This window comes from Paenibacillus naphthalenovorans (assembly GCF_900099895.1).
Taxonomy (GTDB): Bacteria; Bacillota; Bacilli; order Paenibacillales; family NBRC-103111; genus Paenibacillus_G; species Paenibacillus_G naphthalenovorans.
The window spans coordinates 61581-85326 of sequence record NZ_FNDY01000003.1 but is presented as its reverse complement, the minus strand read 5'-3'; the positions used below and the strand labels follow the sequence as shown (position 1 = coordinate 85326).

General features: G+C 54.7%; 21 protein-coding genes and 1 riboswitch. Of the genes, 5 read left to right on the top strand and 16 right to left on the bottom strand.

What is annotated here, in order from left to right; genetic code table 11:
- Positions 1-3: 3 nt before the first annotated feature.
- A complete protein-coding gene (locus tag BLT35_RS04335) occupies positions 4-1182 on the top strand; it encodes a YheC/YheD family endospore coat-associated protein (RefSeq protein ID WP_083351181.1) in 1179 nt (392 codons plus the stop codon).
- A 103-nt stretch (positions 1183-1285) separates the two neighbouring features.
- Here the strand turns inward: BLT35_RS04335 and BLT35_RS04330 are convergent, their stop codons facing one another.
- Together BLT35_RS04330 and BLT35_RS04325 are read right to left on the bottom strand one after the other, a co-directional pair.
- Positions 1286-5761: a WIAG-tail domain gene (locus tag BLT35_RS04330; protein WP_074727103.1), complete on the bottom strand. Its 4476-nt coding sequence runs from the start codon at positions 5759-5761 to the stop codon at positions 1286-1288.
- Between the two features lie 219 nt (positions 5762-5980).
- Positions 5981-6553 (bottom strand): DNA-3-methyladenine glycosylase I, encoded by a 573-nt coding sequence (locus BLT35_RS04325; protein WP_054819515.1) that lies wholly within the window; start codon positions 6551-6553, stop codon positions 5981-5983.
- An 86-nt stretch (positions 6554-6639) separates the two neighbouring features.
- On the opposite strand from BLT35_RS04325, the gene BLT35_RS04320 reads away from it, so the two are divergent.
- The gene (locus BLT35_RS04320) at positions 6640-7464 is read left to right on the top strand and encodes an EcsC family protein (protein WP_082660820.1); all 825 of its coding nucleotides are present in this window, start codon (positions 6640-6642) and stop codon (positions 7462-7464) included.
- Between the two features lie 144 nt (positions 7465-7608).
- On the opposite strand, the gene BLT35_RS04315 is transcribed toward BLT35_RS04320, so the two are convergent.
- The 10 genes from BLT35_RS04315 to BLT35_RS04270 form a co-directional block, all read right to left on the bottom strand.
- Positions 7609-8565: a ComEC/Rec2 family competence protein gene (locus tag BLT35_RS04315; protein ID WP_062409306.1), complete on the bottom strand. Its 957-nt coding sequence runs from the start codon at positions 8563-8565 to the stop codon at positions 7609-7611.
- Positions 8562-9683 carry an ABC transporter ATP-binding protein gene (locus BLT35_RS04310; protein WP_074727102.1) on the bottom strand — a complete coding sequence of 374 codons (1122 nt, stop codon included), beginning with the start codon at positions 9681-9683 and terminating at the stop codon, positions 8562-8564. Before BLT35_RS04310 ends, BLT35_RS04315 begins: the two co-directional genes overlap by 4 nt.
- A 3-nt stretch (positions 9684-9686) precedes the next feature.
- Positions 9687-10553: an ABC transporter permease gene (locus BLT35_RS04305; RefSeq protein WP_054819520.1), complete on the bottom strand. Its 867-nt coding sequence runs from the start codon at positions 10551-10553 to the stop codon at positions 9687-9689.
- Entirely contained in the window at positions 10550-11404 is an 855-nt protein-coding gene (locus BLT35_RS04300; RefSeq protein ID WP_074727101.1) for an ABC transporter permease, read from the bottom strand. The genes BLT35_RS04305 and BLT35_RS04300 overlap by 4 nt, the downstream gene beginning before the upstream one ends.
- A gap of 23 nt (positions 11405-11427) precedes the next feature.
- Complete coding sequence (locus BLT35_RS04295; protein WP_212741253.1) at positions 11428-12636, bottom strand: extracellular solute-binding protein; 1209 nt, start codon at positions 12634-12636, stop codon at positions 11428-11430.
- 158 nt (positions 12637-12794) lie between these two features.
- Positions 12795-13508 carry a GntR family transcriptional regulator gene (locus BLT35_RS04290; protein ID WP_074727100.1) on the bottom strand — a complete coding sequence of 238 codons (714 nt, stop codon included), beginning with the start codon at positions 13506-13508 and terminating at the stop codon, positions 12795-12797.
- 78 nt (positions 13509-13586) lie between these two features.
- Complete coding sequence (locus tag BLT35_RS04285) at positions 13587-14939, bottom strand: hypothetical protein (protein WP_054819522.1); 1353 nt, start codon at positions 14937-14939, stop codon at positions 13587-13589.
- Between the two features lie 214 nt (positions 14940-15153).
- Entirely contained in the window at positions 15154-16803 is a 1650-nt protein-coding gene (locus BLT35_RS04280; protein ID WP_062409310.1) for a b(o/a)3-type cytochrome-c oxidase subunit 1, read from the bottom strand.
- A gap of 31 nt (positions 16804-16834) precedes the next feature.
- Complete coding sequence (locus BLT35_RS04275; protein ID WP_074727099.1) at positions 16835-17305, bottom strand: cytochrome c oxidase subunit II; 471 nt, start codon at positions 17303-17305, stop codon at positions 16835-16837.
- Between the two features lie 21 nt (positions 17306-17326).
- Complete coding sequence (locus tag BLT35_RS04270) at positions 17327-17497, bottom strand: cytochrome c oxidase subunit 2A (RefSeq protein WP_375256439.1); 171 nt, start codon at positions 17495-17497, stop codon at positions 17327-17329.
- A 239-nt stretch (positions 17498-17736) separates the two neighbouring features.
- On the opposite strand from BLT35_RS04270, the gene BLT35_RS04265 reads away from it, so the two are divergent.
- On the top strand, positions 17737-18537 hold the full coding sequence (locus BLT35_RS04265) for an SDR family oxidoreductase (RefSeq protein WP_074727098.1): 801 nt from the start codon (positions 17737-17739) through the stop codon (positions 18535-18537).
- Positions 18538-18581: 44 nt separating this feature from the next.
- Here the strand turns inward: BLT35_RS04265 and tenA are convergent, their stop codons facing one another.
- The 4 genes from tenA to BLT35_RS04245 are packed head-to-tail and all read right to left on the bottom strand — an operon-like array spanning position 18582 to position 22190.
- Complete coding sequence (tenA, locus tag BLT35_RS04260; RefSeq protein ID WP_074727097.1) at positions 18582-19244, bottom strand: thiaminase II; 663 nt, start codon at positions 19242-19244, stop codon at positions 18582-18584.
- A 46-nt stretch (positions 19245-19290) separates the two neighbouring features.
- Positions 19291-20085 (bottom strand): energy-coupling factor transporter transmembrane component T family protein, encoded by a 795-nt coding sequence (locus tag BLT35_RS04255; RefSeq protein ID WP_074727096.1) that lies wholly within the window; start codon positions 20083-20085, stop codon positions 19291-19293.
- Positions 20086-20091: 6 nt separating this feature from the next.
- Entirely contained in the window at positions 20092-21600 is a 1509-nt protein-coding gene (locus tag BLT35_RS04250; protein ID WP_074727095.1) for an ABC transporter ATP-binding protein, read from the bottom strand.
- Complete coding sequence (locus BLT35_RS04245; RefSeq protein ID WP_074727094.1) at positions 21597-22190, bottom strand: ECF transporter S component; 594 nt, start codon at positions 22188-22190, stop codon at positions 21597-21599. The genes BLT35_RS04250 and BLT35_RS04245 overlap by 4 nt, the downstream gene beginning before the upstream one ends.
- A gap of 111 nt (positions 22191-22301) precedes the next feature.
- A riboswitch (TPP riboswitch) is annotated at positions 22302-22407 on the bottom strand.
- 164 nt (positions 22408-22571) lie between these two features.
- Between BLT35_RS04245 and BLT35_RS04240 the strand changes: the two genes are divergently transcribed.
- A complete protein-coding gene (locus BLT35_RS04240) occupies positions 22572-22793 on the top strand; it encodes a hypothetical protein (RefSeq protein ID WP_074727093.1) in 222 nt (73 codons plus the stop codon).
- A gap of 148 nt (positions 22794-22941) precedes the next feature.
- On the top strand, positions 22942-23733 hold the full coding sequence (asd, locus tag BLT35_RS04235) for an archaetidylserine decarboxylase (RefSeq protein ID WP_062409317.1): 792 nt from the start codon (positions 22942-22944) through the stop codon (positions 23731-23733).
- Positions 23734-23746: the final 13 nt, after the last annotated feature.

The window sequence follows — 23746 nt, the reverse complement described above, 5'->3', positions numbered from 1 at the left end:
TGTATGGTCAAGTATTACTCCGAATCCGGGGACAAAGGAGTGATAGCCATGCTGCCTCCCTACGTAGGCATCCTCGTCAACGATGTGATGTACGCTGGAATACCTTTAGGAAAAACCAAATACGAGAGGATCGATTATTACCTAGAGGCGGGCAAGAAATTCGGGATTACGCCATGCTTTTTTCGAATCCGTGATTATAAGGCAGGAAAGGCTTGGATTAAAGCTTATGTACAAACGGACGACGACAAATTTGAATTGGCTGTCGTCCCTATGCCTCAAGTCATTCATAATCGCGCCATTTATAACGGTATAAAGGAATTCCGCACACTTCGAAGCTGGTCCGATGAAGGAAGGGTGCTCTTTAACTCTTGGAACCGTTACGGCAAGCTCTTCATTCACAATGTGCTGATGAAAAACCCCGGCTTGCAGCCCTACTTGCCGCGGACCCGCAAAGCCACCCCCGCCAATGTAAAATCGATGATGAAACAATTTGATTCCATCATTATTAAACCTGACCGAAGCAGCAAGGGACGCGGAGTCATGAAATTATCCCGCACGCAAAAAAAGTGGAAATTGCTTTATCCGTCCACACTTCATGTGCGCAATACCAAATGGCATTCGATTGTATTCAACGGCCTCAAACTGCCCCCCGTCCTGCGCCGCAGATTGCAAAACGGAAAATATATCGTTCAGCAGTGTGTCGCCCTGGCAACCTATAAGAAACGTCCGTTCGACCTCAGGGTTGCCGTCCAGCGAGGAGCTGCGGGCGAATGGAAAATTACAGGAATCGTCGCCAAAGTGGCTTCAGACCGGATATTTTTGACCAATGTATCCCAGGGCAGCACGATTCACCGGTTGGAGGAGATTTTGCAGCAGGAATATCCCCACCTGACACACGAAGAAGTGATAAGGAGTATCCATCATTTGGCCCTAAGCGTGGCTGATCAGCTGGGACAAAGCCTCCCCTGCATGGCCGACCTGGGACTGGATATCGGTTTGACCACAGACGGTGTCCCTATGTTCATTGAATGCAACGGGAAGGACCAGCGATACAGCTTCCTTAACGCCGGTATGCTGAAAGAGTGGAAAGCCTCCTACGAGAATCCGATGGCTTTCGCCAAACATCTTCTTACCTCCGGCAAGGAAGTCGATCGCCCTCACGCCGGCAAAGCGGATCGTTGACTGAGTTTAGCGAAATGCCGGAACAAGCGGAATTCCACCCAGAGGCCGGGAGGCACGAGACGTATAAAAGGCTTGCTCCTGCCGGGAACAAGCCTGTATTGATTTATTCATACACGCTTCCGATGGCAATCCAGTTGACAACCCCTTGGAACTCGCCGGAAACATTGCATCGTACGACTTCGATAACCGCACCGCTATCCTGTTTGCTCTGGATCACGGCGTAGCAGCCGGGGTGGCTCGTTGTTCCGACAAGAACATAGTTATCGTCAGCGTACGGCCGATCAAAAATGACGGGAATGGCCGCACTTTCCGTTTCACTGGAGAAAGAGAAGCTGCTCAGACCGAACTGCTGCGAAGTGGTCAGCAGCTTTCTTTCCGGTGCGGGGAAAAACAACGGATGCTGCCGTTCGTTCTTATCGTCCAGGATCGTATTTTCCTTATCGTTCTCCGTCTCTATATCGATCGCATGCAAATATATTTTGTCGCTCTTCGGCTTTTCCGTTCCTTCTGCCGCAGGCTCTTTGGTATGCGCCTTTTCGGACTTTTCGTTTGATTCCTTTGCCGGAGCCTCCGCTTTGTTCTCGGCCGGATTCGGGGCCAAACGTTCCTCCTCCGGACGAATTTCAGCAGCAGGCTTCTTATCCGCAAGCCCCTTCGTCTCCCGCTTTCCTTCTCTAACGGAAAGTCCGTTCAGCAGCGTTTGAAGCTTAGGTTCCAAATGAAGCAGAGAGATCGTTCCCGGGATCAGATGATATCCGGATATAGTTTCCTGCTTAATATGGAATCCATCCACCGTTTCATCACCCAAATGCTTCGACGTGACGGCCCCGTCGGCCAGCCGGCTGCTGTCCACCGCGCCCAGCGCGATCTTCTCCATCGTCACCGCATACGGCCTCAAATTGGCTTCACCCACGGCATCGACTGCCAGATGCTTCGATTTAACCGAACCGGACGTCAGATGCTTCGATTTAACGGAACCGGACGTCAGATGCTCCGAGCCGACAGAGCCCTCAGCCAGCCGGCTGCCGTTCACCGCTCCCGGCGCCAGCTTCTCCGTCGTCACCGCCTCCGCACCCAGTTGGGCTGCACCGACCGCTCCTGCAGCCAGGTGCTCCAATCTGACGCACTCCAAGGTCAAATGCTCCGGACCAACGGAGCCTTCAGCCAACCGGCTGCCGTCTACCGCGCCGGGTGCCAGCTTCTCCGTCGTCACCGCCTCCGCACCCAGCTGGGCTGCACCGACCGCTTCTTCGGTCAGGTGCTCCGAGCCGACAGAGCCCGACGTCAAATGCTTGAAACTGACGGAGCCTTCAGCCAGCCGGCTGCCGTCCACCGCGCCAGGCGCCAGCTTCTCCAAGGTGACGGCCTGCGGTCCGATTTGTGCTTCGCCGACCGCTTCAGGAGCCAGGTGCTCCGAACCGACAGAGCCCGCAGCCAACCGGCTGCCGACGACCGACCCGGGCGCCAGCTTCTCCGCGGTGACGGCCTGTGGTCCGATTTGTGCTTCGCCGACCGCTTCAGGAGCCAGGTGCTCCGGACCGACAGAGCCCAAGGCCAAATGCTCCGGACCAACGGAGCCTTCAGCCAACCGGCTGCCGTCCACCGCGCCGGGCGCCAGCTTCTCCGTCGTCACCGCCTCCGCACCCAGCTGGGCTGCACCGACCGCTTCTTCGGCCAGGTGCTCCGGACCGACAGAGCCCAGGGTCAGATGCTTCGCCGTGATCGAGCCTTCGGCCAACCGGCTGCCGACCACCGCGCCATGCGCCAGCTTCTCCGTGGTCACGGCATACGGCCTTATCTGCGCTTCGCCAACCGCATCGACGGCGAGATGCTTCAAAGCAACGGCGCCCGGGGTCAGATGCTCGGATGTTACCGAGCCCGCGGCAAGACGACTGCCGACCACCGCTCCCGGCGCCAGCTTCTCCGCCGTTACGGCCTGCGGCTGAAGCTGCTCTTCTCCTACCGACTCCGAAGCGAGGTGCAGGGGACCGACGCTTCCGGGTGTCAGGTGTTGAGAACCGACCGAACCCTCAGCCAGACGGCTCCCGTCCACCGCACCGGGCGCCAGCTTCTCCAAGGTCACGGCCTCCGGCATCAAATGCACCTCACCGACAGCATAGAAAGTAAGGTGCTCCGAGCCGACGGAATACGAGGTCAGATGCTCCGAGGAAACGGCTCCCGCGGCCAGACGGCTTCCGTCCACCGCTCCCGGCGCCAGCTTCTCCGTCGTCACCGCCTGCAGTTGCAGCTGTTCTTCGCCTACCGACCCTTCGGCGAGCTGAAGCGATCCGACGGCACCGGGGGACAGATGCTCCGATACAACGGCTCCCGCAGCCAGACGGCTTCCGTCCACCGCTCCCGGCGCCAGCTTCTCCGTCGTCACCGCTTCTGCCTCCAACTGCGCTTGGCCTACCGCTCCGGCGGCAAGCTGGACCGATCCGACGGCACCGGAAGCCAGATGCTCCGATCCGACGGCACCCGCGGCCAGACGGCTCCCGTCCACCGCTCCCGGCGCCAGCTTCTCCCTGGTCACCGCCTTCGGACTCAGCTGATCTTCACCTACCGACTCAGGCTCGAGCTGTGTTGGGCCGACAGCCCCCGGGGTCAGGTGCTCCCTTGCAACAGCTCCCCAAGCCAGACGACTGCCGTTTACTGCGCCGTATGCCAGCTTTTCCGTCGTTACCGCATTGGACATCAAATGCTCTTCACCTACGGCCTCGGCAGTGAGATGTTCCGGTCCTACGGAGCGTTCAGCCAGATGTTCCGATGTCACAGCGCCTGCAGCGATTCTCCGGCCGTCGACGGCGCCTTCGGCCAGATGTGAGGCGCTCACGGCTCCATCTGCGATTTGAAGTCCCGTCACGGCGCCTTCGGCCAGCTTCTCCGTCCTCACCGCGCCATCCTCCAAGTGCTGCGCCTTCACGGATCCTGTCCCAAGGTGCACATGCTGAACCGATCCGGGGGACAGATGATCCGCCTGCACCGCTTCCTTGGCAAGCTTTTCCGAAGTCACACTGGCATGCGCCAGCTTTGCCGTTGTGACTGCCAGATTCGTAAGCTTATCCGTGGATACCGATTCGCTGGATATTTTGGAGGTCGTTACGCTATGATTCGAGAGATGTCCGGTATGAACGGCTCCCTCTTGCAAATGCTGCTGCTGCACCGCACCGTTGCTCAGCTTCTCGGAAGTGATGGAGCGGTCGTGCAGCTTCTCCGTTGTCACAGCACGGTCCTGAAGGTGTTCCGCTGCGACGGTTTTTTCCGCCAGATGCCCCGAAATCACCGCTTTATCGGCAATATGCGCCGACCCTACCGTCCCGGGCGTCAAATGCTCGCCTTTTACCGAAGCCTTCGCCAGTTTACGGGAGTTGACCGATTGCTCGGCAAGCTTCTCGGCAGTCACGGCCCCGTCGATCAGTTGGGATACGCCGACACTGGAGGCTGCCAATTTATCACCGGTGACCACACGCGGAGACAAATGCCGGTTCTCAATCACCCCTTGCTGGATATGCTTAGCCTCAATGACCGCCTCCTGCAGATGAATTCCTTGTACAGTCCCTTTGGACAGCTTCGCGGAAGTCACCCCACCGTCCTTGAGATGGACGCTTTGCACCGCTCCGTCCGAAATGTGATTGGGTTGAATCTGCTTATCGGCAATGTGTTCGCTTCGAACAAGCCCTGCCGTCAAATGCTCGTTAACAATCGAGTGCATCTTCAAATGCTCGGACGAAACGCTCCATGGCGCTAATTTCTCCTCCGTCACCGCCCCCTCCGCCAGCTTGCTGGAGGTGATTTCCCCGTCCACCAGCTTGGCGGACGTCACGGACTGGTCCCTCAGCTTTTCTGTGGTCACCGCCTCATCAGCCAATTTGGATACATTGATGGCCCCGTTGGCCATATGAATCGTTTGAATCGCGCCGCTTTTGATTTTATCGGATGTGATGGATTGATTCTGAATCAGCTCTTCCGTTATGACTTCGTCCGCCAAGTGCTTGGTGTGTATCGAATGCTCGGCGATCTTCATGGCATCGATCGTTTTATCCGCCAATTTGTCTGACGTGATGCTGTTATTTTGAAGCTTCGAACCGCTGATCGCACGGTCCTGGATCTTATCCGAGGTAACCGCGCCGGCCGCCAGATGCTCTTCTGTTACCGCTCCGGGGGCCAGCTTTTGTTGGGTTACACTGCCATTAGACAATTTCGTACCGTCTACCGCATAATCTGAAATATGGTCCTTTGCAATGCTGCCGCGTTTAATTTTGGATCCGTCCACGGCATAGCGGGCTATTTTTTCCGATGTTACCGACTCGTCGGCCAGATCGTCCGTATAAATGATAGCGCCTGATGATAGCGGGGATGAAAGCTTCAAGGAAGGGCGCCTCGAGACGGGCGGCAACGTTTTCGGTTGAGCGGACTCCGATTCCCTGACGCGTCCGGGTGCAGAAGAGCTCAAGCCGGCTTCTTCCTTCCGTGCCGTTTCTCCCGAATCCAACCAGCTCAATTCATTCGTAAGCGCATCAACCCGTTTTCCTTGTGTCGGCCTGACTTTGCCGGAACTCCGGCGGCTCACTTTTTTCATATGTGTCCTCCTATATTCCGTAATGACCTTTCATGCTACGATGAAACCTTCGCAATTAGTCATTGCTAACATATGCATTCACCTAGAAGGACGTCATACAAACTGTTAAAAATAGGCAACTATACAGGAAATGCGCGCAGACGAGCACTGTCTGACCGACGGAGAGAGAAAGCCCTGGGCTTTTCTTGCCGAAGAAGCCCGGGGCTGCAAGAAACCAAGCTACACGCCCCGCTCCCCCTCTTCATAACGGAAGCAGTCCGTCGTATGATCCATCACCATGCCGACAGCCTGCATGAACGCATAACAAATCGTCGACCCTACAAAAGTAAAGCCCCGCTTCTTCAAATCCTTGCTCATCGCATCGGATTCGGGCGTGCTGGCGGGCACCTCCTGAAGCGAACGCCAAGCGTTGCGTATCGTCTTTCCGCCGACCAAGCTCCAAATATAACGGTCGAAGCTGCCGAATTCCTCCTGCACCTTGAGGAACGACTGCGCATTGGTAACGGCGGCCCGCATCTTGAGGCGGTTGCGAATCAAACCGGGGTCGGCAAGCAGCTCGTCCAGCTTCGCTTCATCATAGCGGGCTACGATGGCCGGGTCGAAGCCGTCGAACGCTTCGCGGTACCGTTCTCTTTTTTTCAGCACCGTATACCAGCTTAACCCCGCCTGCATCCCTTCCAATATCAGCATTTCAAACAGCTTCCGGTCGTCGTGAACAGGCACTCCCCATTCTTCATCATGGTATTGGATATAAAGCGGATCTTCATTGACCCAGCGGCAGCGGCAAACCATCCGATGACCAACTCCTTTTTTTCTCTATTATAGCGTATAATTAATAACGGGTATTGCTATATTCCTACCTCAAGCGGGGGATTGCCATGAAACATGAGTTGACGGTTTACGAACAACAGATGGAAAAACAGCTGATCCGTTGGGAAAAGGAACTGCTCAAGCCTCCGGGGATGCTGGAAAAGACGTCCAGGGCGGTCCAATCGCGCGTAAATCAGGTCATTCCGGAAAAAGTCCATACAACGCTCACTACTGCGGTAAAGGGCATTGTCCAAACCGCTCTCTTCAGTATGGATTACATTCCGAAGAATGAACCGCTGTCGTTCATGTCTCTGGCCATGCGCGACCACCAGGCCGAAGAGAAGATTTCCTTTTACAAAAAGCTGGCGGCCGCAGAAGGCGCCGGCGCCGGTGCAGGCGGTATCCTGCTGGGAATCGCCGATTTTCCTATCCTCATCGGCATCAAGATGAAATTTCTGTTCGAGCTCGCTCATATCTACGGACATTCGACGCTGGATTACCGGGAGCGGCTCTTTATCCTTTATGTGTTTCAGATCGCTTTTTCCAGCCAAAATAAAAAACCGGCCCTCTTCCGAACGATTCTGGAATGGCCGGAGACCGTGAAATCACTGCCCCCCGAAGCTTCCTACGCCCAGTACATTAATTGGCGGCAGCTGCAGCAGGAGTACCGGGATACGCTCGACTTTCGCAAAATGCTTCAGCTGGTTCCCGGTATCGGCGCTTTCGTAGGAGCATGGGCCAACTATGGTCTGCTGGATGAGCTCGGGCAAGTAGGCATGAACTGCTACCGCTTGCGATGGCTGCAGGAAGCGAAGCGGCGCAAGCATGACGCCGATCAGCAGAGCCAGGACGACGACGGGGTAAAACCGTTTCAAACGGGCAGCCCTGAGTGACAAACGAACGGTGAGGAAGCCGCAGGATGAACCATAGGATATTTGCCGGCATATAAGCCCCCTTGCAGTCTCCGTCATCCGGACGAGGCAGCAAGGGGGCTGTGATATGGGAGGGCCACCCGTTAGGAAGGTTCCCTGATGGGTTTAACCTATATATACAAGAATATCCCCATCCGTGATGAGCTTCGACGTCCCCGGAGGTACATCTCCCGTGATCCGCAGCTGCACATCCTGACCCAGTTCCTCCGATGCCAAGCTGGTCCATTGGGCTTGAAGCGCCTGGGCGCGTTCGGAACAAATCGGAATAATGGCGACCTCCGGACGGGTCAAGCGAAGCGTTGCGGCGTTGAAGGCATCGTTTACACCGTGGTGTGGAGCCTTCCATACCCTGCAGCGGAGCTGCAGCCGCTGTGCCAGCCTTTTCCAGCCTTCTTCCAGCAAATCCCCGCCGAAGAGAACGCCGCCGTCCCCGGACGCTTCATCACGCGTCAAGAGATAGACGGAGCTGTCGTGGTTGGACAGTTGATGAAAACGTTCCAGCCAACCTGCCCCGGCCGCGCCGATCTCATCGCGGCATGCAAGCAAAGCTTCGGTCAAGGCGGCCCAAGCCGGAAGAGGGTCATCCTGCCGCGGATGCAGCTGCTCAAACGTATAGCCCTCCCGATGCCAAATGGCCGCCTGGTCCTTTTGACCATATCCGTCCCGCCATATCAGCCGCGTTCCATTCTCCTGAAGCAAAGCGACCAGCTCCAGGTAACGGGCCAGCAAGCGGCAGACAAGCCCGGTCTGGTCTTCCCGCTCCCGGCCCGCCAAAATCGATTCCGGCAGCACGAAAGGCTTGTAGGGCAGGACGGCTTCCAATACGCGCTTGCGCCTGGCCACCTCCAACAGACCGTTCAAATGATCGTCATGCAAATGCGTAAGGATCATACAATCAAGCCGTTCCTCTCCGCAACGATCCATCCAGCCGGCAGCCGTATCCCCCCCAGGTACATTCTCCGGCAAGTCCCCGCCGTCCACTAAGGTCAAATGGCCCGACGGCAGACGAATGAAATGCGCATCTCCCCATCCGACCTGGATGCAATGCACTTCAGCCTTCATGCCGAACGCACCTCCTTATCCTCATCTCCCTGCGCATTCTCCTTGCCTCCCGTTTCGTTTCTCTCCTCTGTTTCTTCAAACCAATAGGCTTTGTCGTCCGGTATACGAATCCAATAGGTTCCCTCCGGCTGCGCAGCTTCATCGTCAACGAATACGGTCTGTCCGTTAACCGTTACCATGTGCCGGTAAGCGGAGCCGACAAACAATCGGCTCTTTACTTCACCGAGGAACAATACGCCGCCATCCTCCCGGCGGACCTGCGGCAGTCCGCCGGATGCCGGAAGATGAGCTTCAGCGCCGGTTGCTCCCCGTTCCTCATGGCTGTTCACCGGTATCAGCTTCGCATCATCCGAACGCAGCACCAGCCTGCTGCGCTTCCCGTCCCGCATCACCTGAAGCGTATGGCTCTCTCCCAGAAATTGAGCGGTAAAATAGGTCGCCGGCTTGCGGTATACCTCTTCCGGCGTACCCGCCTGTTCGATCCGTCCTTCATTCATCACGACCACATAATCCGCCATAGACAACGCTTCTTCCTGATCATGCGTCACATACAGCGCCGTTATGCCGAAGGCTTGTTGGATGCTGCGGATTTCCACGCGAAGCCGCTGCCTCACCTTCGCATCCAGATTGGACAACGGTTCATCCATCAGCAGCAGATCCGGCTGCACAGCGAGGGCCCGAGCCAGGGCGATCCGCTGCTGCTGCCCTCCCGAATACTGCTGAGGCTTTCTCTTGCGGACCTCCGTCAGATCAATCTCCACCCGGCGCAAGACGTCAAATACCTTTTCCTCCCGCTCCTTGGGGGGAATCTTTCGCAGCTTCAAGCCGTAAGCCACGTTGTCGAACACCGACATGTGCGGCCACAGCGCGTAGTTTTGAAACACCATCGCGGCCCCCCGCTCCTGCGGGGTTGCCCTCGTCACATCCCTTTCGCCGAAATGGATGCTTCCGCTATCCGGTTGAAGGAACCCGGCCAATGTGCGCAAAAGCGTTGTTTTGCCGCAGCCGCTCGGACCCACGATAGCGGTCAATCCCCGCTGCGGCAGCAGCAGATCGATACCTGTGATGCCGCGGCTTTTGGCATAGTTTTTGGTCAAGCCCTGAATATGGATCTGCATAGGTCATACCCTCCCGAAAGCACTCAAATATTCCGATTTCATAAATCGTTGCAGCAGCAGGAGCAATACGATGCCGGGAAGCATCAGCAGAATGGCCGTCACGGACGCCACCTGCATCTCGTATCCGTTCGCCGCATTGTACATAAATATAGGCATGGTCACCATGAACGGCGCGCCGATCAGCAGACTGCCCGTAAATTCATCAAGCGAATACAGGAAGACGAGCAAGGAGGAAGCGATCATGCCCGGCAGGGAAAGCGGAAGCGCGATATGAAAAAAAGTATACAGCCGCGACGCTCCCAGCATGATGGACGCCTCCTCAAGAGCAGGCGAGATCGACTGGAACACCGATACCATGGTCCACACCGAAAAGACAACGGCGCCTACCAGATGAATCAATATGACGCCCGTCAGCGTTCCTACAAGATCCCATTTGTACATGAGCACCATGGTGTTCGTAAATACCGGGAGCTGGGGAAACGCCTGCGGCAGCAAAAACAGCAGCAAAAGAAGGGTTCGTCCCGGAATCCGGCAGCGTGCGATGATGTAGGAGAGCGGTACCGACACCAGAAGACACAGCAAAGTGACGAGCAGCGCCGTTTCAAAGCTGAGTATAAGGGACTGCAGCATCTTTCCTTCGAATACTTTCCGCCAATAGAGCAGGCCCCATTGGTTCGGCAGCGGATGAGGCCAAAACCATTTTTCCGCCAACGACCACAGAAGAAGGCTTGTCAGCGGCCCCAATATCACGAACAATGCGGCTGCATAGGCGACCAGCCTGAGAGAGATTTGCAGCAGACCATAGCCGGAAACGAGCCGGGAAGCGCCGGAAGACGACGGCAGAGCTCCGGGTTGAACAGTCGAATTCATACTTTGGCCACTCTCCTGACGTAATAGATGGCGGCACCCATGGAAACAAGATAAGACAGCACGCCGAGCGCATTCGCTACTCCGTTGTTGTGCTGATATACCATTTGATAATAAAGATCGATCATGAGCATTTGGCTGCCGCTGCCGCTGCCCATCATCGCCGGAATGGAGAAGCTGCCCATCATCGAGGTGAACGTCAGAACGGCAACGACGCCGATCGAGCCCGTGCTCATAGGCACCAGAATATCTTTTATCAATCGAAGGCCCCCCGCCCCTACATTGCGGGCCGCTTCCAAATAGCTCGGATTTACGGCACGGAACGCACCCATGACGAGCAGCAGAGAGAACCCGATATTTTTCCAGACTAAGGCCAGAATTAAGCCGGCGGTATTGAAAGCGATGGAAGGAAGGGAATCCGGATTGAACAACCCGAGCGACATGAACATCGAATTCAGCGTTCCGTGCGGAGCCAGAAAAACGCGCATTGCATGGCCCACCACCACAAAGGGAACAAACAGCGGAATTTTGAACAAAAACTCGATAAACGGACTGGCATGCAAACGCAATACGCCTCCGAGAAGTACGGATACCAGCAGGAGCAAAAGCAAGCTGACCGCACAGACCCATAACGTATACCACAAATCTCCTGTGTATAAAGCGAAGGCTTCCCGATAATGGGCTGTCGTCCATTCCCCCTGGTCCGTCCTCAGGCTCGCCGCCACGGAGAGAACAAAAGGATAGACGAACAGCACAGCTACAAGACCGACGGCAGGAGCGGCAAGCGCCGCCCCCGCCAACCGGTGAATGATAGCAGGGCTAAACCAAGATGGCGTGCTGCTTTCAAGTTTCATCCATTGCACCCCTGATTTCCGTCTCAATTCTTTTCGTAAGCCGACTGCAAGTTCGTAAAGAACTGCGAGATCGGAAACGATTGGCCTCGTTTGCTGAGATCCTCCGCCGTGACGTCTTTAAACAGCTTTTGCTTTCCCTGCTCGCTCACGTTGGCCATGACGGCATTCGCGTCGATACCGGGGTACCAGCTGTTTTTATCCACAATATATTTTGCCTGAATTTCGGGAGATGTAAGGAAATCGGCGAAGGCCAATGCCGCTTCCTTGTTTTTGGCGTTCTTCGTGATCACAACGTACATCGGCTGGCCAGGCAGACCCGGTTCAATCACCTTAAGCCTCAGGTTCGGATTCAAACGTCCTTCGTCTATCCAGGTATAGAACATGTCGACCCAAACCGGGCCCATATCGATTTCGCCCCGGTTCAGCATATCCAGCGTACCGTTATTGCCGTTGGTGATGGTCGCGGGCAGCGATTTGAGCTCCTTCATGATATCCGGCCATTTTTTCTCCAGCTCCGCATTGTAAGGACCCTCGGATAACGTTTTGTAATCGCCTGTTTTCCAGTAGACGTAAGCGGTCGTGAACGCTACTCCGCTCATGCCGTTCTTGATACCGTTGTAGCCGAAGCGCTTGGGATTCGCCTGGATCCATGCGGCCAATTCCTCAAAACTGGCCGGAGGCTGCTTCACCTTGTCCGGATTGTAAGCGATCGCCACTTGGCTGTGGAACATCGGGATCACATATCCCTCCACATTCGTACCGAGGCTGTTTTTGCTGTCCGAAGAGGTCACGTACTGCTTATTGGCGGATTGCGGCACCCATTTGTCCAGCAAATCATTATCTATCATTTGCTTCATCAGGTTTTGGTGTACGATGGCTACATCGATATCCCATTCTTTTTTGCCTGCGTCTTTTTGCGCCTTCAGCTTTTCCACAATTTTTTGCGATCCCGCATCTCCGGGACCTGTTCCGACCACCGCCACTTCGGCTCCCTCATATTTCTTTTTGAAATCGGGGGCGACAGCTTTTTCCATCAGATCCGTCATAACGGTGTCGCCCGCAACCGCCAAGCTGACTTGAAGCGGTTTGTTTTCCGCCTGTTTGGGCGTATCCGCCGGTTTCGTTTCCGTACCGGAAGTGGTTATCGACGCCGCAGGCGCCGTTTGTCCGCAGCCGGACAGCATGGCCGCAGTGAGCAAGCATACAACTGATAGGCTTCGAATTTTTCTCATTTTCCCCATCCTTAGACCTTTTTTAATGGATTGTTGTCTAGACACCCACTAATCACATTATGCTCAGAGATTATTAGCAGAGTGTCAAATGGATGTGAAGAATTAGTAAAAGTACCCAAACCGTACGGCTTTTGTGACGCAACCAAAAAAAGCGCCCCTTACCGGGTGCGCTTGATCCAAAACTTGAACACGTCGTTGCGGAAATAATCGTACGAAAACAAGACAGGCAGAAAATCCTCGTCGTAGTGCGTTTGCTTCAGCAGAAGTACGGGCGTTTCTTCCGTTAGCCTGAGCTTGGCCGCATGGACGTCGGATGGCGCCGGTACGATCAGCTCGGTATTGGCGCTGACAATACGAATGCCGCACTCCTCTTCGAGAAAACGCATTAAGGAGCCGTGCAATCGCCTTCGCTTGAATGCCTCCCCTGAAATGGCGTAAGGCAAAATATTGATATTGAACGATACCGGCTCTCCACCGGCCGTCCGTATTCTCTCGCTGACGACAACCGGGTCGCCGGACTCGATATGAAGAAAGCCGGCCCACTCCGGTTCGCATGGAACCGTTCGAATCGATTCCTGATACTCGCCTTCCCCTAAACCGGAAGAACGGATCATCTCCGATGTGGAGCTCAAACGGTCCAAGCTGCTGGGGATCGAATCCTGCGGCCGCGTGACGAAGCGGCCGATCCCCTTGCTGACGCGAAGCTTCCCTTCCCGTTCCAACTGCTTTACTGCGGAACGGAACGTTTCACGGCTTACACCGAATCTGCGGGCCATTTCCGGCTCCGAAGGCAGTTTCTCTCCTGCGACAAGCTCACCGGACTCCATTTGTCTCTCCAATTCTTCCTTTATTCGGATATACTCGTGTGCCATATCGTTTCTCTTCGCTTTCGTTTTTTTAAATCGTAACAAACCGTAACGAAAAAAGGAAGCCTTTCGGCCTCCCTGGATTTATCTTACCGCTTGTATCTCTGCCGTTACTCTCGCCTGGCCGTTTGAAGTATCGGCGTTGTTCCAGTTGACGGTTTGACCCACACCGGGCAAAGCGCTCAGGAACCCCATTTCGTCGTCTCCGCTCGTACCGTCCGAGTCGTTGACGAGCAGTTTCATCTCCGTACCTGCCGGCTCGGTGACATAGCGGTCGTTATAAGCGGAACTATACTGGCCGCCGAGTACGGCATCCACCGTTCCCCAAAGCACTTGATAAACCGAGCCAATCGGTGCATCGTTCTTTTTCCATAGCCGGTCATCGCTTACACTGTTGCCGTTTGCTTGCCACTTCACATAGATATCGCTTTTGCCCCCAAACGGGTCCCGGTCAGCCTGACTGGTTACGCTGGAGACCTGAAGCCTGTGCGTATAATAAGAATGATTCACATATTGATGGGAGAAATCCCCCAATCCGTTTACATGCGTATCGACCATATGAGCCGGGTCGCTTAAAAAATCGCCTTTGAATGTCGGACCGTCGTCTGCATCATCCCACACCCACGGCATGGCGGCGGCGTCCGTGCCGTATGTATCCCCGTCCAGTTTCCCCCACGCGCCGAACGTTTTCCCGTCGCCAATGTCGGTGCGCCGGTCCCAGAAATCATTAAAGGACAGCAGAGCATATTCGTATTTGTTGGTATAATTGCCTGTTGCATCCGTTACTACATCCGCTGTCGTGCCGGGTTGATATACGATGCCGTCGCCTCCGGGCGCAGAGCTCCCGTCGTAGGCATAAACCCCGTGTCCGCCCAATGGGCTTTGCCCGTTGGATTGAATAAACACTTTCGGATGCGAGCCGTTAAACAGCACGCCTCCGTCCACATTATCCGTACCCGTCGTAATGGAAGGATCGTTGGTGTACTGATAAAACTGGTTGTGCGCGCAGGTTTCCATCAATTGAAACGCACCGTAGGATGAGCCATCCTTGCGAATGACCAGCAGCACGCCTTCCAGATCGTTTTCATGCCGGTCCAGCGTCAACGGTCCGTCATCGCGGGGATGGTACACATAGTAGCCGATAAAATAATGCGTTACGGTTTCCACCACGGAATAGTAGGCATAGGCTTTCAACGGATATGAATAAAGATTTTCCCAGTTGTTATTGCCCTTCCAATCCCCGTCATAATTAAAATTGGTGATGTAGTCCGCTTCATAGCCGTAGGTTGCGTTTACATCCTGATAAAACTCCGGCGCCCAATGTGCAGCGAGCTCGGCGGCGGAAGCCGCCTGTACGGCCGGAGGCCATGCGCTTCCCGCCACTCCCAGCGTGATGACGAGGGCCAACAGCCAGCTTCGGATCCTTTTCTTTCCCATACCAATCCCATCCTCCCCTAATATAGCCAACGCTTGGAAGCGTCAGCTGTGGTCAGCGGGTGTCTAGACATCATTATCATAATCGAATTGGATTAGCGGAGTGTAAAAGCGATATAAAGATTTTATTAATTCCGCTCAACAGAAAAAAAGCCTCCGCCGGGGCAAAAGCCATGGGCGAAAGCTTTAGAAGTAATGCTATTCGGTATACCGAACATCACCAGGTGACGAAGCCTTTGGCGCCGACTCCGGGATTGGTGATCATCTCTGTTACCGGAATCGCGTAAGCCACGAGAATCAAGACGACCAGCACGCCGATCCACACGCCCCAGCGTTCGAAGACGGCCGGTGTTTTTTCCGCCTGCTCGCTGACCTCGGCAATCGGAAATTCGGTCTCCCCCTTCGGCGCGCTGAGCAGCATGACGATGTTGATGATCATCAACACGACGCCGACGAACAAAATCGTTCCACCAATCGCCATCACCACATGATAAGGAATCCACATGATGGCATCCGGATGATCCTGATAGGTAGTGAATGCCGTACGCCGGGGCGATCCGAGCAAACCGACGGAGTGCATCGAGCCTGACATGAAGAACATGCCTACTGCCCAAATCACGGTTTGAATGATGCCGAGACGATGCATGAGCGGTGTCATCTGGCGGCCAAGAATCGCCGGTATCAACCAATAAGTAATGCCGAAGAAGGTCAATGCGACGCTGGAAGCTACCGTCAAATGAAAGTGTCCTGTAACCCAGAGCGTGTTGTGGATGACCGCATTCAGCTGATGGCTTGCATTAATCAAGCCGCCGGCCCCCGCCGGAATAAAGATCAGCATGCCCATGAACGGGGCGAAAAAGCGCACGTCCTTCCATGGCAGCTTCTTAAACCAGCCGAACAGCCCTTTGGCGCCGACGGAGCGTCCGTGCAATTCGAAGGTGGCAAACAGCGAGAACGCCGTCATCAAGGAAGGAATAACCACCATAAACGTCAGAATCACCTGCACAAACTTCCAGATGTTAGAAACCCCCGGTTCCATCAGCTGATGGTGGAACCCGACCGGAATAGAGAATATCAAAAACATAATGAAGGATAGTCTGGCCAAGGCATCGCTGAATATTTTGCCGCCGATGACCTTGGGGATGACGCAATACCAGCACATATATGCCGGCAGCAGCCAGAAGTAAACAAGCGGGTGGCCGAAATACCAGAACAATGTACGGCTGAGCACCACATTGACGGTGTCCACCCATCCGAACGACCACGGAATGAGCTGGAACAGCACCTCAACGGCAACCCCCAGCGTAGCGATAATCCACAAGAGCATCGTGATGACGGCCATATAAGCGAACAGCGGCGTCGTTTGGCCGCGATGCGTCTTTTTCCAATAGCGGTAGTTGATAAAAATGCCGAGGCCGCTCATCCAGCTGCCGACCACAACGAAAACCAGCGCGATGTAGAACCAGGGCGATGCTTTCATCGGGGCGTAAAAGGTGTAAAGCACGGTCGCCTTATTCAACAAAATCAGAATGGTGGCCAGGATCGTGCCGAACGTCATCAGTCCGTAGCCCAGCCAGCCCAGCTTACGGGCAATCGGCAGCAGGTGCCCTCCCAGCGTCCGTGCAATCCCTGCAAGCATAAAGCCGATAATGAAATAGGTGGTGAACACTAACGCCATCAGTAGACCATGCGCCGTAAGCAGTTGATAGTAGCCGATCTCCATCGGAAGATGGATCATTCCCCCGCGCACCAGTCCTTGAAGCACGCCCGCTACACCGCCCAGAAACAGGGCGAAAAAGGCGAACAAAATATGAGCAAGCACCAGCGCGGAATCCCGGCTGTCAAAACGCTTGATATCGTTAATCATCGTATACACTCCTTCATGTCGGCCGGCTGTCTTATTTAACAACGATTTTCATCATCATCACTTCATGCGCCGCCCCGCAGTATTCATTGCAAAGCACCAAATATTCCCCGGGCTTGGTGAACGTGTAGGTTAGCCGGTTCACTTCCCCGGGCACCACCATCATGTTGATGTTCGTTCCATTGACTTGAAATCCGTGTACGACGTCCTGGCTGGTGATTTGAAAATGAACCTTCGCCCCGAGCGGTATTTCCATTTGATCAGGCGAGTATCCGAAGGCAAACGCCACGAGATTGGCTTCGTACTCCTGATCCCCGATTTGCTTTATACCCGGCTTGTCGAACGGTGCGGTCGTGCTGAGCTTCTCCGGATCTACGGTATGACGATGATCGCCGGGAGGCTCCATCCCCAGCGCGAAAGCGCCAACCCCCACAACGGTCAAAAACAGGCCAAGCATGGATATGCCGAATATCAGCCAAATTTTTTCCAATCGATGAATGTGCATGTAAGTTCGACTCCTTCTCCTCTAGTGTCTTGCCATGAACAACAGAAACACACCGACCCAAGACAGCACCAAGAACAATCCGAGCAACATCACGGATACAAAGGTGCCTTTTAACGATTCTTCACTATGCTTCCCTTGAGATGGCGTCATTTGGTAATGTTCATGCTTCGTCACGTTTTGCGGCTTTGTCATCGTCTTTTCCTCCTTCTTCCCGGAAATATTTGATGTATACATTGTAAAATTTGCTTTTCATCCCCAACTATGATTTAAGTCACATTAGATGTTAAGCATTCGTGAACGATTAATAAGGCGAAGAACTGGCCCCGCCCTTTGGATGTATCATACTTTCAAATTTTCAACTGCCGGAAGCAGGCATATGTTGTAAAATAGAAGGAAGCAAGAAGCCCCAGCCAATAAAGGAGGAGAATGGGATGGAATTAGGACTTGGCGGGAAAATAGCCATTGTTACGGGAGCAAGCGCCGGAATCGGATGGGCCTGCTCTAAAGCGTTGTTTGATGAGGGCGCTTCCATTGTCATGGTCGCGAGGGACCCGGAGCGCATGGAGCAAGCCGTTGCCGCAATTCTTGAAGGTTATCCGGAGAAGGACGCTTCGCGCATCGTCACAGTAAAGGGAGATTTACGCGAGCCGGAGACCGTGAAGCAAACGGTGTCCGCCGCGATGGAGCGTTTTGGCCGCATCGATATTTTGATCAACAATGCCGGATCGGCTAAGGCCGGATCGTTTTTTGAGATGCCTGAGGAAGCCTTCCTGGAAGCGTGGAATTTGAAGCTGCTCGGCTACATCCGCATGGTCAAAGAAACCGCCCCGCACATGATCCGTCAAGGTGACGGGCGCATCGTCAACATTGTCGGAGCAGCGGGACGTACACCGGGCCCTACGTTTCTTGCCGGCAGTACCGCCAACGCGGCTCTGCTGAACTTTACAAGAGGGATCTCCAAGGAACTGGCCCGATCCAATGTCAGAATTAACGCGATTTCGCCCGGCATCACGGCTACGGAACGCATGCACAGGATGGCGGAGCAGCATGCGAAGGCCAAGGGAATCACGGTAGATGCTCAAATCGCGGAGCAGAACGCCAACATTCCGCTGGGCCATGTCGTAAATCCCGCAGAAATCGCGGCAATGGCGCTGCTGCTGGTGTCCGATCGCGTCCCGTCGATAACGGGTACGGAAATCGTTATCGATGGCGGACAGCAGCCGGGCGTTTAGACAAAACGATAAAAAACCGCAGCGCTAACCGCTGCGGTTTCGTATTATACCGGCCAGGCTTCTTTACGGTAAGCCATATCCCAGAACATATATTCATACCGGCTGCTGATCACAAAATGGTTGCGCATCCGCTCCCGATCCTGCGGCGTCACCTGCTCCGCGATGTCATCAATTCTTGCGATTTGCTCCTCCACCAGCTCGCGGAACCATTCACCGCCGTACGCGGCGATCCATTCCCGGTAAATCGGCTCCTCCGGCGTGCAGCCTGCAAGTCTCTCTCCAATCTCGTAATAGAGCCAGTAGCACGGCAGAATGGCGGCAATAATATCGCCCAGCTGTCCGGTGTACGCCGCCCGGAGCATATGCGACGTATACGCATAAGACGTCGGCGCCGGCTCGAACGCTTTTTGTTCCTCTTCGGTGATTCCGAGAAGCTTCGCAAACTTTTCATGCAGCGCCAGCTCTGCACTATATGTACCCTGTGCATGTACAGCCATGCGGTTCACCGTGTATAAATCGTTTGCCTTGGCAGCCCCTAAGGCCTGAATCCTTGCAAACTGGGACAAATAATAGGCGTCGTTCAGAACATAATGACGAAAGCAGTCCAACGGCAGCGTACCGTCGCCGATTCCGCGAATGAACGGATGCTCGAAGCTGGCCTGCCAGCTGGCATCTGCCGCCTGGCGAAGGTGTTCGGAAAATTTCATAAGTAATCCTCTCCATTTCTCCCGTAAGATTCGTTAACCGCCTTACCTATCCCGTTCTAACATCCCCTATGTTGAAATACGGGAAATCCCGTCCGAGCCAGAACGCCGCGAGGCAGATCAGCAGCATTACACCGGCCAGAAGCCCGTCCCGCGCCGACCATCCGATCAGGTAATAATAGGACCGCCGCTTGGCCGAGGAGAAACGCTTGGCCTCCATAGCCACCGCGATTCTCTGGGCCCGGCGAATGCTTTGAGCCAACAGCGGTATGGCATACCTGTTCAGTGATTCCATCCAGCCCCGGATCCCTTTGGCTCTCTTCACACCGCGGACCTTGAGCGCCATCTGAAGCGTCCGGTACTCGCTGGCCACCATCGGCAAAAGCCGCATTGCGGCCATAAAGCTGTAAGCATACTTGGCCGGCAGCCGCACCTGCTGCATAAGGGAATAAAACAACCGGACAGGGCTTGTCGTCAGTCCGAACAACAGGCCGATCAGCGCCATATTAACTGATTTCAGCCCGATGTGCATGCCGCGATAAAAGCTTTCCTCCGTAATATGGATGAGACCCCAGCGCAGCCAGGTCGTTTCTCCTTTGCCAAAAAATACCATGGACGTCGCGGAGGAGACGAACATCAGTGCGAAGGGCAGCGTCAAAAGCAGCAGCCGGCGCACCGGGTGGCCGGCTGCAGCAAAGAACAAAAGCGCAAGCATCCAGGTCACATGGATCAGAACATTCAAATGATGTGTCAGCAGTACGACCATAAACATGCCGACGGAGACGATCAGCTTAAAGGCGGGGTTGACGCGGTGCAGCCACGTTTCCCTGTAAGACCATGACAAAGCCCCTCAACTCCTTAGTTCTGCGGTGAGCGGCGGGCATGCCGCAGCGAATCGGCTTGCATATTCCTTGGGACTGAGCTCGGCGGCAAGACGACCCTGCCGTACCTCCCATACCCGGGTGGCAAGCCTTCTTACAATTTCCAGATCATGCGTGACCATGACGATGGCGATCCCTTCCCGGCGCCATGATTCCAGCATCTCCAGCAGCGCGAACGTATTTGCGGCATCCTGGCCGAAGGTGGGCTCGTCAAGCAGGACAAGCCGCTGGGCTTTCACCGTCGCCGCCGCTACACTGAGTCGGCGCTTCTGCCCGAGCGACAGCTGATACGGATGCAGATTGCGGTGCTGATCGAGGCCGAACCGCTGTAGAAGCTCCTCCGTTTTCACCCGGATCGTTTCTTCGGAATCCCTGTCACGCCTGAAATTAAAGGCCAACTCATCATAAACGCTGTGGGTCACAAACTGCATCTCCGGGTCTTGAAAAACATAAGCCGCCATGTCGGAGACATCGTCGAAGCCTCGAACCGGCCCTCCTGCAAGCACATAGTCGCCGCGCGTTGGAATCAACTGCATTAGGGACTGAAGCAGTGTGCTTTTGCCCGCGCCGTTCTCCCCCACCACGGCAACCCAATCCCCGGGATACAGGGCTGCCGAGGCCGCTTCGATTTTCGGCGCCTTCCCGTGGTAACCGGTAAATCCGCGGAGCCGGACCAGCGGCTCCATCTCCCCGGGTGTACCGCTTATGAATCGGTCGTTATCTTTTGGGAACCGGTCCTCTTCGTCTTCCCACACGCCAGGATACCAAATTCCGTATTCCTTGAGCTTCGGCTTAAAATCCCGGAAAACCTGCTCCGGCCTTCCGTCTGCCGCAATGCGCGCGTGAGCGTCAAAGAGGATCACCCGGTCGACGAAATCTACAATCTCGTCAATTTTGTGCTCTACGATAATGACCGTCTTATCATGAGCGACTTGTTTCACGGCTTGCCATACCTCCGCCGTCCCTTCCGGGTCGAGCAGCGACGTTGGCTCGTCGAGAAACCAGACGTCCGGCTCGAGCGCCAGCAGCGAAGCGATAGCCAGCCGCTGCTTCATTCCCCCGGAAAGCGAAGCAATCGGCACATGCGGATCATCCAGCACCAGCCCGACCTGCTCCAGGCATCGCCTGATTGTCTCCGGCATCCGTTCGTGAGGCACCCCGATATTCTCAAGCACAAATGCAATCTCTTCATCTGCATAGGGCATGCAGAACTGGGCGTCGGGGTCCTGGAACAAATATCCCCACGAATGCGGAATACCGATGTCTTCATATTTGAGCGGCACCTCCAGCGCATCCGGGATCAGCCCGCTCCAAACCTGCAGAAGCGTGGATTTGCCGCAGCCGCTTGGGCCAAGCAGCAGCACCTTTTGCCCTGCGGGCACGCCCGCCGTCAAATCGTCGAACAAAAGCGAGGAACTGCCGGGAAATTTCAGCCTAAGCCGCGAAACCCAGGCGACAGCGCAGTCCGCCCCGTTCAATGCACGTTCTTCCTGTCCAGAGCCTGATAATCTTCGGCGGTTGCCGGGCGCACAAGCTGGGTGACTCCGGTTTTCTCCAATGCCTTCACCAGCAGGTAGGCCAGAGGCCCGCAGAAGAGATAGCCGCCGATAAACCGCATAACGATGTAAAGAATAAGATTCCAGGTTTGCAATTCGATGAGATAGCCTTTGAAAAAATCGAGCGCCAGCGCGCCTGCGCCAGCCGCAACCCCGGCCAGACCGGCTGCGGCCGCGGAGTAGCGTTGATACAGGAATGCAGCGAAAATCAGCTCGGCGCCGATCCCCTGCAGCACTCCGTAGGTAAGCAGTTCGACTCCGTATGGCGAACCGGTGATCAGCTCGCCAGAGGCTGCGGCCACTTCCGCCAGAAATGCCACCCCGGGCTTGCGGATGATCAGGAACGCAACGGTCGCCGCCATAAACCACATACCGTACATCAATTGATCAAGCTGAATACCCGGAAGCTTGGCCAGATTGTAGATGTCGGTCCATACCCGATAAATGATGCTGAACACAACCGCAATGACGACCGTGACCAAAATATCCGTCAGCTTCAATCGTTTGGACATGGTATCCCCTCTCCTTTTCTATTATTTCACGGGAGCCTTGGGGAGAATGACGCCAAAAAGGCCGCTCCCCAATGAAGGAAGCGGCCATATAGGCACAAATAAAGGCGTGTGCGCCAATGATCTCCACTTTCCTACGCTGGTATAACCCAGATCAGGTTCAGAGGGTCTAGGATCTATTGATCCAATCTCAGCCTATTCGGCTCCCCTAGTGATATACATCATATTATCACGATTGAAATATTTGTCAATACCGAGATATCGCAAAAACTCTATAGCCAATACTTACCTCTTCTGCTACAATAATCCTTGCCTAGCGTTTTAAATTTTTATTCGGAGACGCCTTTTATTGGAAGCGCTATCTTTACGGAAGGGTGAGAAGGAATGGATGAAATGATTTCAATGGAACGGGAAGCAGAAAGCTTGATCACTGCAGAGATGGTATCCGACTGCTCTTACTGCACCATGGTTTCTCCCGACCCTCTGTACAAAACACCCGTGTACTGCACCAAATACTCCGGTTCATGCCAACCGATTCAGGTGAACCTGGCCGCTTGCCTCACCTGCGGAGAATACAAAAAAACGCCTATTAGGCTTAATCTGTAGTTATAAGTTGACAAGGGAGCTCCTTTAGGAGCTTTTCTTCCTTTTTAAGGGTCGATTTATGTTTGCTTTGTGCTTCGTTCTGTGTCAAGATAAGCGTTAGATTCGCTTACTTAACATTATGAAGAGAAAACAGGTGAACCTTTCGATTATGAAGATTTCGCTATTCCGGCTTCTGACCGAGCTTTCTTCGCGCAAGACCGTATCAAAGCTGACAGGAGCATTCGCCAAATCCAGAGCCAGCAAAGCATTGATTCCACGCTTTATTCGTACTTATGGCATTCGCGAACAGGATGCGGAAAAAGCGGTTCATGAGTATGCTTCTTTAAATGATTTTTTTACCCGCAGGTTAAAAAGCGGATTGCGTCCGATCGATGAAACGCCGGATACGGTGGTCAGTCCCGTCGATGCCCTGATTACAGGAATGGGCGGCGTTCAGGAGGGGTTGATCGTCAATGTCAAAGGCCAGGACTATACGATTGATGAGCTGCTTAATCAAAGTCCCCGCACGATCAATTACAAACACGGATTCTATTTTGTCTTGTATTTGAGTCCTACCGACTATCACCGGATCCATTCGCCCGTAACAGGGACGATTCTGGAGAAGGAGCATGTCGCAGGCAAGGTATATCCGGTGAACGATTTCGGACTCAAGCATATGCGCCGGGTTCTCAGCCGCAATGAGCGGTTGATTACGTATATTCAGCATGAAACCGGGGAAGTCGCCGTCGTGAAGGTAGGGGCGCTGAATGTGAGCAGCATCCAATACGTTACCCCGCTTCCGGCAGAGCTAAACCGCGGCGACGAGTTAGCCTACTTCGAATTTGGATCCACCGTCGTGCTGCTGACCGAATCGGGCACCTTTAACCCGCGCCAGGATTTGAAGGTCGGCAGCAGGGTTGCCATGGGAGAAGCGCTCGGAACAACGAAACGGAAGGATTAGGCCGTTAGCGCCT

Excerpts from the sequence above, each read along its gene's own strand:
- BLT35_RS04330 (WP_074727103.1), bottom strand. The coding sequence starts at position 5,761 with ATGAAAAAAGTGAGCCGCCGGAGTTCCGGCAAAGTCAGGCCGACACAA.
- BLT35_RS04310 (WP_074727102.1), bottom strand. The coding sequence starts at position 9,683 with ATGCAGATCCATATTCAGGGCTTGACCAAAAACTATGCCAAAAGCCGC.
- BLT35_RS04265 (WP_074727098.1), top strand. The coding sequence starts at position 17,737 with ATGGAATTAGGACTTGGCGGGAAAATAGCCATTGTTACGGGAGCAAGC.
- BLT35_RS04270 (WP_375256439.1), bottom strand. The coding sequence starts at position 17,497 with ATGACAAAGCCGCAAAACGTGACGAAGCATGAACATTACCAAATGACG.
- BLT35_RS04290 (WP_074727100.1), bottom strand. The coding sequence starts at position 13,508 with ATGGCACACGAGTATATCCGAATAAAGGAAGAATTGGAGAGACAAATG.
- BLT35_RS04295 (WP_212741253.1), bottom strand. The coding sequence starts at position 12,636 with ATGAGAAAAATTCGAAGCCTATCAGTTGTATGCTTGCTCACTGCGGCC.
- BLT35_RS04245 (WP_074727094.1), bottom strand. The coding sequence starts at position 22,190 with ATGTCCAAACGATTGAAGCTGACGGATATTTTGGTCACGGTCGTCATT.
- BLT35_RS04305 (WP_054819520.1), bottom strand. The coding sequence starts at position 10,553 with ATGAATTCGACTGTTCAACCCGGAGCTCTGCCGTCGTCTTCCGGCGCT.
- BLT35_RS04325 (WP_054819515.1), bottom strand. The coding sequence starts at position 6,553 with ATGGTTTGCCGCTGCCGCTGGGTCAATGAAGATCCGCTTTATATCCAA.
- BLT35_RS04275 (WP_074727099.1), bottom strand. The coding sequence starts at position 17,305 with ATGCACATTCATCGATTGGAAAAAATTTGGCTGATATTCGGCATATCC.
- BLT35_RS04300 (WP_074727101.1), bottom strand. The coding sequence starts at position 11,404 with ATGAAACTTGAAAGCAGCACGCCATCTTGGTTTAGCCCTGCTATCATT.
- BLT35_RS04285 (WP_054819522.1), bottom strand. The coding sequence starts at position 14,939 with ATGGGAAAGAAAAGGATCCGAAGCTGGCTGTTGGCCCTCGTCATCACG.
- BLT35_RS04240 (WP_074727093.1), top strand. The coding sequence starts at position 22,572 with ATGGATGAAATGATTTCAATGGAACGGGAAGCAGAAAGCTTGATCACT.
- BLT35_RS04320 (WP_082660820.1), top strand. The coding sequence starts at position 6,640 with ATGAAACATGAGTTGACGGTTTACGAACAACAGATGGAAAAACAGCTG.
- tenA (WP_074727097.1), bottom strand. The coding sequence starts at position 19,244 with ATGAAATTTTCCGAACACCTTCGCCAGGCGGCAGATGCCAGCTGGCAG.
- BLT35_RS04280 (WP_062409310.1), bottom strand. The coding sequence starts at position 16,803 with ATGATTAACGATATCAAGCGTTTTGACAGCCGGGATTCCGCGCTGGTG.
- asd (WP_062409317.1), top strand. The coding sequence starts at position 22,942 with ATGAAGATTTCGCTATTCCGGCTTCTGACCGAGCTTTCTTCGCGCAAG.
- BLT35_RS04315 (WP_062409306.1), bottom strand. The coding sequence starts at position 8,565 with ATGAAGGCTGAAGTGCATTGCATCCAGGTCGGATGGGGAGATGCGCAT.
- BLT35_RS04335 (WP_083351181.1), top strand. The coding sequence starts at position 4 with ATGGTCAAGTATTACTCCGAATCCGGGGACAAAGGAGTGATAGCCATG.